Origin of the sequence: Agrococcus sp. UYP10 (genome assembly GCF_040547205.1) — a bacterium.
Taxonomy (GTDB): Bacteria; Actinomycetota; Actinomycetes; order Actinomycetales; family Microbacteriaceae; genus Agrococcus; species Agrococcus jenensis.
The window spans coordinates 943,242-958,096 of sequence record NZ_JBEPPG010000001.1 but is presented as its reverse complement, the minus strand read 5'-3'; the positions used below and the strand labels follow the sequence as shown (position 1 = coordinate 958,096).

The following is a 14,855-nucleotide window of genomic DNA, read 5'->3' as shown; positions in this document are numbered from 1 at the left end:
GGAGCCAGCAGGCGCAATAGCCTGAACCGGTGACTGTGCGACTTCGACCCGAGATCGCGGCGGTGCCTCCCTACCAGCAGGGACGGCCGGCGCCCGAGGGTGGCTACAAGCTCTCGAGCAACGAGAACCCCTTCCCGCCGCTGCCCGCGGTGGTGGAGGCGGTGCAGCGCGAGGCGCTCCGCGTGAACCGCTATCCGCGGCCCGGCGCGCCGGAGCTCAGGGCGGCGCTCGCGACCGAGCTGGGCGTCGACGAGGGCCGCATCCTCATCGGCGATGGCTCCGCGACCCTGCTGCAGCAGCTCATCCACGCCGTCGCCGGCCCCGGCGACGAGGTGGTCTACGCCTGGCGCTCGTTCGACGCCTACCCGCTGTTCGTCCGCACCGGCGGCGCGACGCCGATCGAGGTGCCGGTCGACGCCGACCACGCGCACGACCTCGACGCGATGGCCGACGCCATCACCGAGCGCACCCGCGCCGTGATCGTCTGCAGCCCCAACAACCCCACCGGCACGATCGTCGACGCGGATGCGCTCGACGCCTTCCTCGCGCGCGTCCCCTCCGACGTGCTCGTCATGCTCGACGAGGCCTACATCGAGTTCGTGCAGGACTCCGCGATCGACGGCATCGCGCTCCAGCGCGAGCACGCGAACCTCGTCGTGCTGCGCACCTTCTCGAAGGCGCACGGCCTCGCCGGCCTGCGCGTCGGCTACGCGGTCGGCGACCCGGCGGTGCTGCGGGGGGCCGACCTGTGCGGCGTGCCGCTGTCGCAGACCTCGCTCGCGTCCGCCGCCGCGATCGCCGCGCTCGCGCACCGCGATGAGACGTACGCCCGCATCGAGGTGCTCGCCGCGCAGCGCGACGCCCTCTGGCAGCGGATCGTCGACGCCGGCGTGCCGGTGCCGCGGCCGTTCGGCAACTTCGTCTGGGTGCCGTCGCAGCCTGGGCAGGAGGAGGCGATCCACGACATCCTCGCCGCCAACCGCATCGTCGCGAAGGTCTTCGCCGACGGCGTGCGCATCTCGGTGGGGGAGCCCGAGGCCGATGACCACATCGTCGCGGCCGCCGTCGAGATCCAGGCGCTGCAGTGACACGGGCCGATACCCCGGCCGACGCCGCGACGGAGCCCATCCGACTGCTCGACGCCGACGGCTCGCTCGTCGAGTCCGACGCGAACGCCGAGTGGCGCGAGCTCGCGGCGCAGCTCTCGACCGACGACCGCCTCGCGATGCACGGCGAGATGCTGCGCACCCGGCGGTTCGACATCGAGGCGGGGCACCTGCAGCGGCAGGGGAAGCTCGGCCTCTGGGTGCCGTCGATCGGCCAGGAGGGCGCGCAGGTCGGCGCGGCCTGGGCGTCGCGCGAGCAGGACACGATCTTCCCCTCCTACCGCGAGCACCTCATCGCGCTGCACCGCGGTGTCGACATGCTGCAGATCATCGACATCTTCCGCGGCGCGGTGCACGGCGGCTGGGACCCGCTCGAGACGCGCGGCATGCGCATCTACTCGCTCGTGATCGCCACCCACGCGCTGCACTCGACCGGCTACGCCATGGGCATCCGCCTCGACGGCGCGTGCGGCACCGGCGACGCGTCCCGCGACGAGGCCGTGATGGCGTTCTACGGCGACGGCGCGGCCAGCCAGGGCGATGCGAGCGAGGGCCTCGTCTTCGCCGCGAGCTACGACGCGCCCATCGTCTTCTTCGTGCAGAACAACAAGTGGGCCATCTCGGTGCCGTCCACGCGCCAGAGCCGCACCCCGCTGCACGAGCGCGCGCGCGGCTTCGGCCTCGACGCCGCGTGGGTCGACGGCAACGACCCGCTCGCCTCGTTCGCCGTCACGCGGCAGATGCTCGACGCGGCCAGGCAGGGACGGCCCGGCTACGTCGAGGCCGACACCTACCGGATGGGCGCGCACACCACGAGCGACGACCCCACGCGGTACCGCCCTTCCGAGGAGGAGGAGGCGTGGCGCCGGCGCGACCCGATCGCCAGGCTCGCCGCGCACCTGCGCGAGCTCGGCGTCGACGACGCTGCGCTCGCCGCGCAGGATGCGGAGGCGACCGAGCTCGCCGCCGACATGCGGCGCCGCACGCTCGCCGCGGGCACCGCCGCGAGCGACGACATCTTCGACCACGTGTACAGCGAGCCGCACCCGCTGGTGCTCGAGCAGAAGCGGGCGCTCGCCGAGTTCGAGGCCGGCTTCGGAGGCGAGGCATGACGAGCGACACCCAGACCGAGCAGGCGCAGGCGGCGCCCGCGGCATCCGTCACGATGCCCATCGCGAAGGCGCTCAACGCGGCGCTCCGCGAGGCGATGCGCGCCGACGACAAGGTGCTGCTGATGGGCGAGGACATCGGCCCGCTCGGCGGCGTCTTCCGCATCACCGACGGGCTGCACGCCGAGTTCGGCGAGCACCGGGTGCTCGACACCCCGCTCGCCGAGTCCGGCATCATCGGCACCGCGATCGGGCTCGCGATGCGCGGCTACCGGCCGGTCATCGAGATCCAGTTCGACGGCTTCGTCTACCCCGGGTTCGACCAGATCGTCTCGCAGCTGGCGAAGATGACGGCCCGCCACCGCGGCCGCGTGTCGATGCCGATCGTCATCCGCATCCCCTACGGCGGCCACATCGGCGCCGTCGAGCACCACCAGGAGAGCCCGGAGGCGTACTTCGCGCACACCGCCGGCCTCCGCGTCGTGAGCCCGTCGACCGCGAACGACGCGCACTGGATGCTGCGGCAGGCCATCGAGAGCGACGACCCGGTGATCTTCCTCGAGCCGAAGTCGAAGTACTGGTCGAAGGGCGAGGTGCTGCCCGCGCCCGCCGCCCACCTGCACCAGGCGGTCGTGGCGAAGCCTGGCAGCGACGTGACGCTCATCGGCCACGGCGCGATGGTGCACGTGCTGCTGCAGGCGGCGCTCATCGCGGAGGGCGAGGGCACGTCGTGCGAGGTCGTCGACCTGCGCTCGCTGTCGCCGATCGACTGGGCGCCGCTCGTCGAGTCGGCGCAGCGCACCGGCCGCGTCATCGTCGCGCAGGAGGCGCCCGGCCACGTGTCGGTCGGCTCCGAGATCGCCGCGACCATCGCCGAGCGCGCCTTCTACTCGCTCGAGGCGCCGGTGCTGCGGGTGTCGGGCTTCGACACCCCCTTCCCGCCGGCGCAGCTCGAAGACATCTACCTGCCGGACGCCGACCGCGTGCTCGACGCGGTCGACCGCTCGCTGGCCTACTGACGACGACCGAAGGACGACCGATGCAGGAGTTCAGGCTGCCCGATCCGGGCGAGGGCCTCACCGAGGCCGAGATCGTCACGTGGCGCGTGCACCCCGGCGACACCGTGCACGTCAACGACGTGCTGCTCGAGGTCGAGACCGCGAAGTCGCTCGTCGAGCTGCCGAGCCCGTTCGACGGCACCGTCGAGGCGCTGCTCGTCGGGGAGGGCCAGACGGTCGAGGTCGGCACGCCGATCATCCGCGTCTCCGGTGGCGACGCGGACGCGGTCGAGACGACCCTCGACACGCAGCAGACCGTCGACCGCGACGAGGACGGCGGCGCCGTGCTCGTCGGCTACGGCGTGCGCGGCGGAGCGGAGACCCGCCGCCGCAAGCCCCACACGGTGCGCGACGTGCCGCCCGCCGTCGCCTCGGCGCGACCGGCCCCGCCTGCCTCCGTGCCCGCGGCATCCGCGTCGCCGGTGATCGCGAAGCCGCCGATCCGCAAGCTCGCGAAGGACCTCGGCGTCGACCTCTCGCTCGTGGCCGGCACCGGCCTCGCCGGCGAGGTCACGCGCGACGACGTCGTGCAGTCGGCCAAGCAGGCGAGCGTGTTCCGCAACCTCGAGACGCCCCAGTGGTCGGGCGGCCGCGAGGAGCGCATCCCGGTCAAGGGCGTGCGCAAGGTGATCGCGCAGGGCATGGTCGACTCCGCGTTCACGGCGCCGCACGTGTCGGTCTTCACCGACGTCGACGCGACGAGGACCATGGAGTTCGTCCAGCGGCTCAAGGCGTCGGCCGACTTCGCCGACGTGAAGGTCTCGCCGCTGCTCATCATGGCGAAGGCGATCCTGTGGGCCATCCGCCGGTCGCCGCAGGTGAACTCGACGTTCACCGGCGACGAGCTCGTCGTGCATCACTACGTCAACCTCGGCATCGCCGCGGCCACGCCGCGCGGCCTGCTCGTGCCGAACGTGAAGGACGCGCAGCAGATGTCGCTGCTCGAGCTCGCGAAGGCGCTGCAGCAGCTCACCGCGACCGCGCGCGAGGGCAGGACGCAGCCCGGTGACATGCAGCACGGCACGTTCACGATCACGAACATCGGCGTCTTCGGGATGGACACGGGCACGCCGATCCTCAACCCGGGCGAGACGGGGATCATCGCGCTCGGCACGATCCGGCAGAAGCCGTGGGTCGTCGACGGCGAGGTGCGGCCTCGCTGGGTGACGACCGTGGGCGGGTCGTTCGACCACCGCGCGATCGACGGCGACGTGATCAGCCGCTTCGTGGCCGACGTCGCGTCGATCCTGGAGGAGCCGGCGCTGCTGCTCGACTGAGCTCCGCTCGCCTGCCTCCTCCGCTGATCGAGTAGCAGCCGGCGGACACGGCTGCCCCCACTTGCTGATCGAGTAGCAGCCGGCGGAGCCGGCCGCGTATCGAGATCACGCTGCTCGCGCTGGAGGTTCGTCTCGATACGCGCGCCTCCGGCGTGCTACTCGACGAGCGTCTCCCGCTGATCGAGTAGCAGCCGGCGGAGCCGGCCGCGTATCGAGATCACGCCGCTCAGCGAGGCGATTCGTCTCGATACGCGCGCCTCCGGCGTGCTACTCGACGAGCGTGTGGACGAGCGGGGCGAGGCCGGCGCGCTACTCGGCCACCCGCGCGCGCCACCAGTCGTCGCTCGGCGCCACCGGCATCCGCCGCTTGTGCTCGGTGCGGTCGTACTTCGTGACGATCTCGGCGGCGACGTCGTCGGCCACGTCCTCGCCGCGCAGGAACGCGTCGATCTGCTCGTAGGTGACCCCGAGCTCGTGCTCGTCGGCCTGCCCGGGCTTGCCGTCGAGCAGGTCGGCGGTCGGCTCCTTCTGCCACAGCCGGTCCGGCGCCTCGAGCTCGCGCAGCAGCTCCTTGCCCTGGCTCTTCGTCAGCCCCGAGAGCGGCAGCACGTCGGCACCGCCGTCGCCGTACTTCGTGAAGAAGCCCGTCACCGCCTCCGCGGCGTGGTCCGTGCCGAGCACGAGCATGCCGAGCTGTCCCGCGATCGCGTACTGCACGACCATCCGCGCCCGCGCCTTGACGTTGCCCTTGTGGTAGTCGACGACCTCGCCGATCGCCGCCTCGACCTCGCGCTCGAGCTCGTCGACACCGGGCTTCACGTCGACGACGACCTCGCGGTCGGCCTTGATGAAGTCGAGCGCGAGCTGCGCGTCCTCCTCGTCGTGCTGCACGCCGTAGGGGAGCCGCACCGCCACGAACGAGGCGTCCTCGCCCGCCGCGCGCCGTCGCTCGACCGCGAGCTGCGCGATGCGCCCCGCGAGCGTCGAGTCCTGGCCGCCGGAGATGCCGAGCACGAACCCCTTCGCGCCGGTGGCGGCGAGGTAGTCGAAGAGGAAGCCGATACGCCGCTCGAGCTCGGGCGCCGGATCGATCGAGGGCTTCGCCTCGAGGGCAGCGATGATGGCGGACTGCGATGTGCCGGTGGTGCGCTCCATGGCGGGAAGCCTAGACCCGGCTGGTTTCGAGCGTGTTGCGAGACCGCGCGATTGACAATCGTTCTCAAGTGCACGTAGCGTGGACGGGCACGGCAGGGCGCCGTGCTGGACAAGGACACCATGCGGAACCTCCCTGCGGTCGGCGCGATCGGCGCGATGGCCCTGGCACTGACCGGATGCGCGGGCAGCGCGGCCGGCCAGGGCGCGACCGACGACGGCCTCGAGATCGTCGCCACGACGACGCAGCTCGCCGACATCACCCGCGAGGTCGTCGGCGACGCCGCGACGGTGACGAGCCTGCTCGAGCCCGGCAGCTCGGCCCATGCGTTCGACCCCGGCCCCGCCGCGCTGTCGGCGCTCGCGAGCGCCGACCTGCTCGTCATCAGCGGCGCGGGCCTCGAGACCTGGCTCGACAGCACCGTCGAGGCGTCGGGCTTCGCCGGCACGATGGTCGACACCTCCGAGGGGATCGAGCTGCTCGCCGCCGAGGACGACCCGCACGAGGGCCACGACCACGCCGAGGAGTCGCACGAGGGCGAGACGGCGGAGGAGCACGCGGCCCACGAGGAGGAGGGCCACGAGGGGGAGACGGCGGAGGAGCATGCCGAGCACGCCGAGGAGGAGGGCCAGGAGGGCCACGACCACGGCGCCTTCGACCCGCACGTCTGGACCGACCCGGCGAACGCGATCGTGCAGGCCGAGGCCGTGCGCGACGCCGTGATCGCGGCCGACCCGGAGGCCGACATCACCGCGTCCGCGGATGCCTACCTCGCAGAGCTCGCGGAGCTCGAGACCTGGATGCACGCGTCGATCGAGCAGGTGCCGGTCGAGGATCGCCTCGTCGTCACGACGCACGACACCTTCGGCTACCTCGAGCGCGCGTTCGACGTGCAGGTGGTCGGCACGGTGCTGCCGAGCCTCGACGACAGCGCCGACGCGAGCGCGGCGCACATCGACGAGCTCGTCGCCGAGATCCGCGCGAGCGGGGCGCCCGTGGTGTTCAGCGAGAACGCGATCGACCCGCAGCTCGCCGCGACGATCGCGCGGGAGGCGGGCGTCGAGCTGCGCCAGGGCGAGGACGCGCTCGCCGCCGACGCGCTGGGCGCCGAGGGGTCGCCGACCGGCACCTACATCGGTTCGCAGATCCACAACACGACGGCGCTCGTCACCGGATGGGGCGCCGAGCCGCTGCCGGTGCCAGGATCGCTGTCATGAGCACGAGCACCGGCGCGGTCGTCGAGATCGCGGACGCCGCCTTCGGCTACGGCGCCGCACCGGTGCTCACCGACGTCAGCTTCGAGGTGCTGCCCGGCGAGGCGGTCGCCCTCATCGGCCCGAACGGCGCCGGCAAGTCGACGCTGCTCGCCGGGCTCCTCGGCCTCGCCGAGCACGACGCGCGGGTCTTCCGCGTGCCCACGGGCCGTGGCGAGATCGGCTCGCTGCCGCAGTCGAGCGAGATCGATCCTGCCTTCCCGGTGACGCTCGAGCAGGTCGTCTCGATGGGCCGCACGCCGCGCCTCGGGCTGCGGTGGCCGGGCGGCGCCGACCGGCGCATCGTCGCCGACGCGCTCGAGGCCGTCGGGCTGAGCGCCCAGCGCCGCACCCGCTTCGGCGACCTCAGCGGCGGGCAGCGCCAGCGCGGCCTCCTCGCCCGTGCGCTCGCGAGCGAGCCGCGCCTGCTGCTGCTCGACGAGCCGTTCAACGGGCTCGACCAGGGCTCGCGCGAGGCGCTGCTCGACACCGTCCGCGCGCTCAAGGCGCGCGGCGTCGCGCTCGTCATCACCACGCACGACCTCGAGCTCGCGCGCGCCGTGTGCGACCGCACGCTGCTCGTCAACCAGCGGCAGATCGCGTTCGACGAGACCGGATGCGTCCTGACGCTCGAGCGCGTCGAGGCCGCGTTCGCGTCGCACGTCATGGAGATCGACGGGCACACGCTCGCCACCACCGAGCACCACGAGGCGGAGCACGCCCAGCGCCACCAGCACCTGCTGCAGGCCGAGGACGGGCTCGACCGCCGCGACGCCCGATGAGGGCGCCCGCGATCGCGGCGCTGCTCGACCCGTTCACGCCGTTCGCCGTGCCGTTCATGGCGCGGCCGCTGCTGCTCCTGCTCGCGCTCGCGGTCGCGGCCGGCACCGTCGGCGTGCTCGTGCACCTGCGGCGGCTCGAGTTCTCGGCCGACGGGCTCACGCACGCCGTCTTCCCCGGCCTCGCGATCGGCGCCGTGCTCGGCGGCGCCGCCGGCCTGCTGCCGGGGGCGATCGGTGCCGCGCTCGTCGCCGCCGTCGTGCTCGCGCTCATCGCGCGCCGCGGGCAGCCCCGCGACACGGCGGTGGCCATCGTGCTGACGAGCTTCTTCTCGCTCGGCGTCGTGCTCGTCTCGGCGACCGAGGGCATCGCCGGCAGCCTCTCCGACTTCTTCTTCGGCCGCCTGCTCACGATCACATGGGGAGACCTCTGGATCGGGCTCGCGCTCATCGCGGCCGGTGTCGCGCTCGTCGCGGCGACCGCTCGAGCGCAGCTCTTCGCCGCGTTCGACGCGGCCGGCGCCCGCCGAGCGGGGCTGCCCGTGCTCGGGCTCGAGATGGCCGGCACCGTCGCGGTCGCGCTCGTCGTGGTCGCCGCATCCGCGTCGGTCGGCACCCTGCTCGCGCTCGCCGTCGTGATCGTGCCCGCCGCTGCGGCGCGAGCGGTCACCGGCTCGCTGCGAGCCGCGATCGTCGTGGCCATCCTGTTCGGCGCGGTCACCGGCTGGCTGGGGCTGTGGCTCGTGGTGCAGCTCGCCGAGCTCGGCCTCGACGCCGCCCCCGGCGCGACGGTCGCGCTGACGATGATCGTCGGCTACCTGCTCGCGCTCGCCGCGGGCGCCGTCCGCGGGCGCGCTCGTCGTCCGGCCCCGCGCGCCGTCGCAGGGGTGCGATGATGCCGCAGCTCGACTTCTTCGCCCTCGCGATGCTCGAGGTGGTGCTCGCCGGAGCACTCGCCGGGATCGTCGGCGTGCTCGTCGTGCTGCGAGAGCGCGCGTTCTTCACGATGTCGCTCACTCACGCGACCTTCCCCGGGGCGGTCGCCGCGGCGATGCTCGGCGGCTCGGTGCCGATCGGCGCCGCGGTCGCCGCGGTCGCGCTCATCGCCGTCGCCGTCGGCATCGGGCGCATCCGGTCGCAGGGCCCTGCCGTCGCCTCCGGCGTCATGCTCACCGCCGGCTTCGCGCTCGGCGCGCTGCTGCAGTCGCTCGCGCCGCTCGCGATCGACGTCGAGTCGTTCCTGGTCGGCCAGGTGCTGGCGGTGACCGGCGCCGATGTCGGCCTGACGGCCGTGCTGCTCGTCGCCGCGGCGGCCGTGTGGGCGCTCGCAGGGCGGCACCTCGTCTTCTCGAGCGCCGACGAGGCGGGCTACCGGCGGGCGGGCATGCGCCCGTGGATCCCCGAGACGGTCTCGCTCGCGCTCATCGCCGGCACGGTCGTGGCGATCATGCCGGTCGTCGGCGCCATCCTCGGCGTCGCGCTCATCGTCGCACCCGCCGCCGCGGCACGCCTCGTCGTGCGCGACTGGCGGTGGATGCTCGTGCTCGCGCCCGCGATCGGCATCACCGCGGGCGTGGTCGGCCTGCTGGCGTCGCGCTGGCTCGATCTCGCCGCCGGCGGCGCGATCGCGCTGGTCGCGGCACTGCTCTACGGCGCCGCGTGGCTCGTGGGCAGCGCACGCGACCGGGCGCGCCCCGCCGAGGTCCGTGCGACCATCGAGGCGAGGACACCATGAGCAGCGCAGACAGCACGACGGCAGCCCAGAGCGGCGAGGCCCCCCGGCGCACGACGAAGCAGCGCGCAGCCGTGCGCGAGGCGCTCGGCGCGAGCGACGAGTTCGTCTCGGCGCAGGCGCTCCACCAGTCGATGCGGCAGTCCGGCTCCACGGTCGGCCTCGCGACCGTCTACCGCGCGCTCGCGGCGCTCGCCGAGGACGGCGAGGCGGATGCGCTGCAGTCGGGCGGCGAGGCCCTCTACCGGGCCTGCACCCGCACGCACCACCACCACCTCATCTGCCGCAGCTGCGGCCGCACGGTCGAGCTCGAGGCGGCCGCCGTCGAGCGCTGGGCCGGACAGGTCGCCGCCGCGCACGGCTTCGTCGAGCCCGAGCACGTCGTCGACATCTTCGGCCTGTGCGCCGTCTGCGCGGCGGCGCGCTAGCGGTAGCCGCGGCTCGCGCGTCCACAGGGGCCGAGAGACATGCGGCGAGCGCCCAGGCATGGCTGTGATCATGACGGCAGCAGCCCCAGGAGGTCGTCGTGACGAACCCGCCCAGCGCCTACGGCGCCCAGCACCCGAACAGCGTCGACGACGTCACGCAGCGGCGGCAGCCAGCGCAGCAGGCTCCGGCACCGGCATCCCGCCAGCGCCGCATCCTGGGCATCCAGCCGGTGCTCTTCGTGGGCATCTGCCTGCTGGCCGTGGTCACGATCATCACGGTGGTGCTGATCTTCGTCGGCGACTTCGAGAGCCAGGCGTCGCGGGTCGTCTGGACGGTCGTCGTATTCCTCGCCTTCACCGGTCTGCTGGCGCTCGACCTCGTGCTCGCACGCCGCTCCGCGACCCCGCTCGTGATCGGCGTCGCCGCCAACGTCTACCTGCTCGCCGTGCTGATGATCGCCATCTGGATGGACGGCCCCCGCGAGGCCGAGCGCGAGCCGTGGGAGGACGACTTCCTCTTCGCCGAGCTGCTTGGCATCGTGCTGCTGACGATCCTTGTCGTGCGCGCGGCCGCGGCCGGCGCGTGGGGGCTCATCTCGCTCGGCAACCGCAGCCGCGCCGCGATGGCGCGCGTCATCGGCCTCATCGCGGCCGCGCTGCTCGGTCTCGTCGGGGTGCTGCTCACGCTGCACTTCGCGCTCGACGCCCTCGGCCTCGACGTGGGTGAGTGGTACTGGCGCGCCACGGTCGCCGCGATCGTCGTGACCGCGCTCGCGGCATCGATCACCGTGCTCCTCTACTGGAACCGCCGCAACATCGACTGGCAGGAGGCGGAGGCCCGCGGCGAGCACGTGCGACCCGCGGCCGTCGCCGCACCCGGGCAGCAGCCGTGGCCGCAGCAGACGGCGTGGCCGGGGCAGCAGCCGATCCAGCAGCGGCCGATGCCGCAGCAGCAGCCGATGCCACCCCAGCAGCCGCCGACCGGGCTGCTCCCGTGGCCGACCTACGCCGACGGCACCCCGCTGCCGATGGGACCCGACGGGCAGCCGGCCTTCCCGCCGTCGCGCTGATCGCGGCGCCGCGGCGACCGCCGCAGATCGGGATTGCCGCGCAGCAGCCGCATGCCGTACGATAGGTCGTTGGTGCGGCTTCGGCCGCGCAGCGCACGTGCCTCCCACCCCGCAAGGACCAGGGTTCAGCGTGCGCAGGCAAGTGATCTTGGGTGGGCTCCGGCCCACGGTAACCACATGGAGGCACCAATGGCAGCCGTATGCCAGGTGACCGGAGCCGTTCCCGGCTTCGGACACAACATCTCGCACTCGCACCGGCGCACGAAGCGACGCTTCGACCCGAACGTGCAGCGCAAGACGTACTTCGTCCCGTCGCTCAAGCGCAACGTGACGCTCAACGTCTCGGCCAAGGGCATGAAGGTCATCGATGCTCGTGGCATCGAGGCCGTCGTCCGTGACATGCAGGCTCGGGGGGTGAAGCTCTGATGGCGAAGAAGTCCCAGGACGTCCGTCCGATCATCAAGCTCCGCTCGACGGCCGGCACCGGCTACACCTACGTGACGAAGAAGAACCGTCGCAACAACCCCGACCGACTTGTGCTGAAGAAGTACGACCCCATCGTGCGTCAGCACGTCGAGTTCCGAGAGGAGCGATAAATGGCCAAGAAGAGCATGATCGCCAAGAACGAGCAGCGGAAGATCATCGTCGCCCGCTACGCCGACAAGCGCGCTGCCCTCAAGAAGGCGCTCGTCGACCCCAAGAGCACCGATGAGGAGCGCGAGGCCGCTCGCCTCGGGCTGCAGAAGCTGCCCCGCAACGCCTCGCCGGTCCGCGTGCGCAAGCGCGACGCGATCGACGGCCGCCCCCGCGGCCACGTCGGCGCGTTCGGCATCTCGCGCGTGCGCTTCCGCGACATGGCGCACCGTGGCGAGCTGCCCGGCGTGACCAAGTCGAGCTGGTAAGCACCCGCTTCGCACGAAGGGCCCTGACCTCGCGGTCAGGGCCCTTCGTCGTCCGATGCCCGCATCGTGCTCGGATCGTGATCGCCGCCAGGGCGATCGCGTGCGAGAGTCGGCGGCATGGACTTCCTCATGTACATCATGACCGGCAACCCTCGCGCGCTCATCATGGCCATCCCGAATCTGCTGGCCTTCATCGCCGTGATCGTGGTCGTGGTCATCGCGCTGCGGGCGCTGCTGCGCATCGACCGCTCCCTGCAGGAGCTCGTAGCACGGGGTCGCGATGCCGAGCCTGCTCCGTCCGCCGCACCGGCTCCGCCCGCGGCGTAGCCGCTACACGCGCCGGATCGGCGCGTCCGCCGGCGTCACGAGCAGCCAGCGCCAGCCGTACGGGTCGAGCTCGAGCTCGAGCGTCCCCTCGACCGTGATGGTCGTGTGGTCGAAGCGATCGACGAGCGTCACTGGCCCGTCGGCCGACAGCTCGAGCGTGACGGCCGAGCGCTCGTCGCCGAGGTTGTGCAGCGCGAGCATCGTCCAGTCGTCGCCGCGGCACACGTGCGCCAGCACCGATCGCTGCCGCACGCCGATGACCTCGAGGTCGGCCCACGCGAGCTCGGGGGTGTCGCGGTACAGGTCGGTCAGCTGCTGGATGTGCCGCCACAGCGACGTCGGATCGCGCTGCTGGTCAGCGACGTTCACCTGCTGCGGGCCGAGCTCGCCACCGGGCATCGGCCGGGTCCAGCGCCGCTGGGGCGCCGTCGAGAAGCCGCCGCTGGCATCCGGCTCCCACTGCATCGGCGTGCGCACCGCGTAGCGGCCGGGCACCTCGAGCGCCTCGCCCATGCCGATCTCCTCGCCGTAGAACAGCACCGGGCATCCCGGCAGCGAGAACATCAGCGTGTAGACGAGCCGCACCGCTCGGTCGTCGCCGAGCATCGTGGGCAGCCGGCGCCGGATGCCGCGGCCGTACAGCCGCATCCCCTCGTCCGGCGCGAAGGCGGCGAACACCTCCTCGAGCTCGTCGGGCGCGAGCTTGTCGAGCGTGAGCTCGTCGTGGTTGCGCACGAAGTTCGCCCACTGGCTCGCCGGCGGCAGCTCCGGCCGGTCGCGCAGGGCCTTCGCGAGCGGCCGCGCGTCCTTCCGCGCGAGCGAGAGGAAGAGCTGCTGCATCGACACGAAGTCGAACTGCAGGTGGAGACCCGAGGCCTCGCCCTCGGCCTCGAACCACTGCAGCTGCTGCTCGTGGGGGAGGTTGACCTCGCCGAGCAGCATCGCCTCGCCGTTGCGGCGGGAGACGAAGCGCTGGATCGCGCGCAGGTGGTCGGCGCCCTGGTAGTCGGGCGCGGCGCCGGTCGTCTCGGTGCCGTGCGCGGGGGCGCTGCTGAACAGGAACGGCACCGCGTCGACCCGGAAGCCCGAGACGCCCAGCTCGAGCCAGAGGCCGAGGTTGCGCTCGATCTGCACCTGCACGGGCGGATGCGCGATGTTGAGGTCGGGCTGGTGCGCGCGGAAGTGGTGCAGGTACCACTGGCCCGTCCGCTCGTCCTCCGTCCAGGTGGAGTCCTCCTCGCCGGGGAAGACGGGCGCGTCCTGCTTCGCCGGCGGCGCGTCCCGCCACACGTACCAGTCCCGGTGGGGCGAGTCGCGCGAGGAGCGCGACGAGCGGAACCACGGGTGCTGGTCCGAGGTGTGGTTCATGACGAAGTCGATGATCACGCGCATCCCCTGCGCGCGGGCGACGCGGATCACCTCGACGAGGTCGCCGAGGGTGCCGAGCCTCGGATCGACCGCGAAGAAGTCGGTGATGTCGTAGCCGTCGTCCCGGTCGGCGGTGGGGAAGAACGGCATGAGCCACAGGCACGTGACGCCGAGGTCGGCGAGCGTGTGGATGCGGGAGACGAGTCCCTGGAGGTCGCCGATCCCGTCGCCGTCGGAGTCCTGGAACACCTCGACGTCGAGGCAGTAGAAGACGGCGTTCCGCCACCAGCTGTCGGCGGCCTCGATCGGGCGCGGGCTCACGCGCCGACCCGCAGCGCGGGCAGGACCCGCTCGCCGAACGCGTCGATCCACGGTGCCTGCTCCTCGCCGACGTGATGCAGGTACAGCGCATCGATGCCCGTGGCGAGCAGCCCCGCGATGTGGGTCGTGTGCCGCGAGAGGTCGCTCGAGACGTGCACGGCCGCCCGGATGTCCTCCTCGCTCGCGCCGGCGCTGCGCCGGTCGAACTCCTCCGGGAAGGCGATGTCCCAGGCCTCCGGGGGGCGGATGACCCCGTTGGACCACTCCTCGCGCGCGATCCGCAGCGCCTCCTGCTCATCGCTCGCCCAGGAGAGGTGCAGCTGGCCGGCCACTGGGCCGCGTCCACCGGCGTCGCGATAGGCCTCGACGATCCGCCGGAGCGACTCGGCCTCGCCGGCCACGGTGATGAGGCCGTCGGCCCACGCGGCGTGGGCGGCGGCCGACTCCGGCGTGGTGGCGGCGGCGAGCAGCGGCGGCGGCTCCTCCGGCAGCGACCAGACGCGGGCGCGGTGCACGGTGACCTCGCCCTCGTGCGTCACCTCCTCGCCGGCGTGCAGGCGGCGGATGACGTCGACGCACTCGACGAGCCGTCGCTCCCGCACCGCCTTCTCGGGCCAGGGGTCGCCCGTCACGTGCTCGTTCATCGCCTCGCCGGAGCCCAGCGCGGCCCAGAAGCGCCCCGGGAACATCTCGGCGAGGGTCGCGAGCGCCTGCGCGTGCACCACCGGGTGGTAGCGCTGCCCCGGCGCCGTCACGACGCCGAAGCGCAGCGAGGTGGTGGCGAGCGCCGCCGCGAGCCAGGACAAGGCGAAGCCGCTGTGCGCCTGGCGCACGCTCCAGGGGGCCAGGTGGTCGGAGCACATGGCGGCGTCGAAGCCCGCCGCCTCGGCGTGCTGGACCGCGGCGAGGAGCCTGCTGGGCGGCAGCTGCTCGTGGGACGCGTGGAATCCGAGGACGGTCATCGCTCCAGCG

The 14,855-nt window shown here is 72.8% G+C and carries 17 protein-coding genes; 14 read left to right on the top strand and 3 right to left on the bottom strand.

Annotation, left to right across the window (positions count from 1 at the left end; all coding sequences use genetic code 11):
• Positions 1 to 29 precede the first annotated feature (29 nt).
• The 4 genes from ABIB37_RS04715 to ABIB37_RS04700 are packed head-to-tail and all read left to right on the top strand — an operon-like array spanning position 30 to position 4,550.
• Positions 30 to 1,088 (top strand): histidinol-phosphate transaminase, encoded by a 1,059-nt coding sequence (locus ABIB37_RS04715; RefSeq protein ID WP_354257360.1) that lies wholly within the window; start codon positions 30 to 32, stop codon positions 1,086 to 1,088.
• Positions 1,085 to 2,218: a thiamine pyrophosphate-dependent enzyme gene (locus ABIB37_RS04710; RefSeq protein WP_354257357.1), complete on the top strand. Its 1,134-nt coding sequence runs from the start codon at positions 1,085 to 1,087 to the stop codon at positions 2,216 to 2,218. The genes ABIB37_RS04715 and ABIB37_RS04710 overlap by 4 nt, the downstream gene beginning before the upstream one ends.
• Entirely contained in the window at positions 2,215 to 3,234 is a 1,020-nt protein-coding gene (locus tag ABIB37_RS04705; RefSeq protein ID WP_354257354.1) for an alpha-ketoacid dehydrogenase subunit beta, read from the top strand. The genes ABIB37_RS04710 and ABIB37_RS04705 overlap by 4 nt, the downstream gene beginning before the upstream one ends.
• 20 nt (positions 3,235 to 3,254) lie before the next feature.
• Positions 3,255 to 4,550, top strand: coding sequence for a dihydrolipoamide acetyltransferase family protein (locus ABIB37_RS04700; protein ID WP_354257351.1), 1,296 nt, complete (start codon positions 3,255 to 3,257; stop codon positions 4,548 to 4,550).
• A gap of 309 nt (positions 4,551 to 4,859) precedes the next feature.
• Here the strand turns inward: ABIB37_RS04700 and nadE are convergent, their stop codons facing one another.
• Positions 4,860 to 5,705 carry an NAD(+) synthase gene (gene nadE / locus ABIB37_RS04695; protein WP_354257348.1) on the bottom strand — a complete coding sequence of 282 codons (846 nt, stop codon included), beginning with the start codon at positions 5,703 to 5,705 and terminating at the stop codon, positions 4,860 to 4,862.
• Positions 5,706 to 5,825: 120 nt separating this feature from the next.
• Here nadE and ABIB37_RS04690 point away from each other — a divergent pair, with 120 nt between their 5' ends.
• From ABIB37_RS04690 to ABIB37_RS04645, 10 genes are all read left to right on the top strand, one after another.
• Positions 5,826 to 6,920 carry a metal ABC transporter substrate-binding protein gene (locus ABIB37_RS04690; RefSeq protein WP_354257345.1) on the top strand — a complete coding sequence of 365 codons (1,095 nt, stop codon included), beginning with the start codon at positions 5,826 to 5,828 and terminating at the stop codon, positions 6,918 to 6,920.
• Positions 6,917 to 7,738 carry a metal ABC transporter ATP-binding protein gene (locus tag ABIB37_RS04685; RefSeq protein ID WP_354257343.1) on the top strand — a complete coding sequence of 274 codons (822 nt, stop codon included), beginning with the start codon at positions 6,917 to 6,919 and terminating at the stop codon, positions 7,736 to 7,738. Before ABIB37_RS04690 ends, ABIB37_RS04685 begins: the two co-directional genes overlap by 4 nt.
• Entirely contained in the window at positions 7,735 to 8,631 is an 897-nt protein-coding gene (locus ABIB37_RS04680) for a metal ABC transporter permease (protein WP_354257340.1), read from the top strand. The genes ABIB37_RS04685 and ABIB37_RS04680 overlap by 4 nt, the downstream gene beginning before the upstream one ends.
• On the top strand, positions 8,631 to 9,470 hold the full coding sequence (locus ABIB37_RS04675; protein WP_354257337.1) for a metal ABC transporter permease: 840 nt from the start codon (positions 8,631 to 8,633) through the stop codon (positions 9,468 to 9,470). The genes ABIB37_RS04680 and ABIB37_RS04675 overlap by 1 nt, the downstream gene beginning before the upstream one ends.
• Positions 9,467 to 9,895: a Fur family transcriptional regulator gene (locus ABIB37_RS04670; RefSeq protein WP_354257334.1), complete on the top strand. Its 429-nt coding sequence runs from the start codon at positions 9,467 to 9,469 to the stop codon at positions 9,893 to 9,895. Before ABIB37_RS04675 ends, ABIB37_RS04670 begins: the two co-directional genes overlap by 4 nt.
• Before the next feature lie 98 nt (positions 9,896 to 9,993).
• Entirely contained in the window at positions 9,994 to 10,965 is a 972-nt protein-coding gene (locus ABIB37_RS04665) for a hypothetical protein (protein ID WP_354257331.1), read from the top strand.
• Between the two features lie 189 nt (positions 10,966 to 11,154).
• Positions 11,155 to 11,391: a 50S ribosomal protein L28 gene (gene rpmB, locus ABIB37_RS04660; protein ID WP_123696728.1), complete on the top strand. Its 237-nt coding sequence runs from the start codon at positions 11,155 to 11,157 to the stop codon at positions 11,389 to 11,391.
• Entirely contained in the window at positions 11,391 to 11,561 is a 171-nt protein-coding gene (gene rpmG, locus ABIB37_RS04655) for a 50S ribosomal protein L33 (RefSeq protein ID WP_123696729.1), read from the top strand. The genes rpmB and rpmG overlap by 1 nt, the downstream gene beginning before the upstream one ends.
• Complete coding sequence (gene rpsN, locus ABIB37_RS04650; RefSeq protein WP_123696730.1) at positions 11,562 to 11,867, top strand: 30S ribosomal protein S14; 306 nt, start codon at positions 11,562 to 11,564, stop codon at positions 11,865 to 11,867.
• 117 nt (positions 11,868 to 11,984) lie between these two features.
• Positions 11,985 to 12,194 (top strand): hypothetical protein, encoded by a 210-nt coding sequence (locus ABIB37_RS04645; protein ID WP_354257327.1) that lies wholly within the window; start codon positions 11,985 to 11,987, stop codon positions 12,192 to 12,194.
• 3 nt (positions 12,195 to 12,197) lie between these two features.
• Here ABIB37_RS04645 and ABIB37_RS04640 read toward each other — a convergent pair whose 3' ends face one another.
• Both ABIB37_RS04640 and ABIB37_RS04635 read right to left on the bottom strand, forming a co-directional pair.
• On the bottom strand, positions 12,198 to 13,883 hold the full coding sequence (locus ABIB37_RS04640) for an alpha-amylase family protein (protein WP_354257324.1): 1,686 nt from the start codon (positions 13,881 to 13,883) through the stop codon (positions 12,198 to 12,200).
• Entirely contained in the window at positions 13,880 to 14,845 is a 966-nt protein-coding gene (locus ABIB37_RS04635) for a TIGR03885 family FMN-dependent LLM class oxidoreductase (RefSeq protein WP_354257321.1), read from the bottom strand. The genes ABIB37_RS04640 and ABIB37_RS04635 overlap by 4 nt, the downstream gene beginning before the upstream one ends.
• Between the last annotated feature and the right edge of the window lie 10 nt (positions 14,846 to 14,855).

Coding starts and splice junctions, on each gene's coding strand:
- ABIB37_RS04705 (WP_354257354.1), top strand. CDS start 2,215: ATGACGAGCGACACCCAGACCGAGCAGGCGCAGGCGGCGCCCGCGGCA.
- rpsN (WP_123696730.1), top strand. CDS start 11,562: ATGGCCAAGAAGAGCATGATCGCCAAGAACGAGCAGCGGAAGATCATC.
- ABIB37_RS04685 (WP_354257343.1), top strand. CDS start 6,917: ATGAGCACGAGCACCGGCGCGGTCGTCGAGATCGCGGACGCCGCCTTC.
- rpmB (WP_123696728.1), top strand. CDS start 11,155: ATGGCAGCCGTATGCCAGGTGACCGGAGCCGTTCCCGGCTTCGGACAC.
- rpmG (WP_123696729.1), top strand. CDS start 11,391: ATGGCGAAGAAGTCCCAGGACGTCCGTCCGATCATCAAGCTCCGCTCG.
- ABIB37_RS04700 (WP_354257351.1), top strand. CDS start 3,255: ATGCAGGAGTTCAGGCTGCCCGATCCGGGCGAGGGCCTCACCGAGGCC.
- ABIB37_RS04690 (WP_354257345.1), top strand. CDS start 5,826: ATGCGGAACCTCCCTGCGGTCGGCGCGATCGGCGCGATGGCCCTGGCA.
- ABIB37_RS04670 (WP_354257334.1), top strand. CDS start 9,467: ATGAGCAGCGCAGACAGCACGACGGCAGCCCAGAGCGGCGAGGCCCCC.
- ABIB37_RS04680 (WP_354257340.1), top strand. CDS start 7,735: ATGAGGGCGCCCGCGATCGCGGCGCTGCTCGACCCGTTCACGCCGTTC.
- ABIB37_RS04635 (WP_354257321.1), bottom strand. CDS start 14,845: ATGACCGTCCTCGGATTCCACGCGTCCCACGAGCAGCTGCCGCCCAGC.
- nadE (WP_354257348.1), bottom strand. CDS start 5,705: ATGGAGCGCACCACCGGCACATCGCAGTCCGCCATCATCGCTGCCCTC.
- ABIB37_RS04675 (WP_354257337.1), top strand. CDS start 8,631: ATGCCGCAGCTCGACTTCTTCGCCCTCGCGATGCTCGAGGTGGTGCTC.
- ABIB37_RS04645 (WP_354257327.1), top strand. CDS start 11,985: ATGGACTTCCTCATGTACATCATGACCGGCAACCCTCGCGCGCTCATC.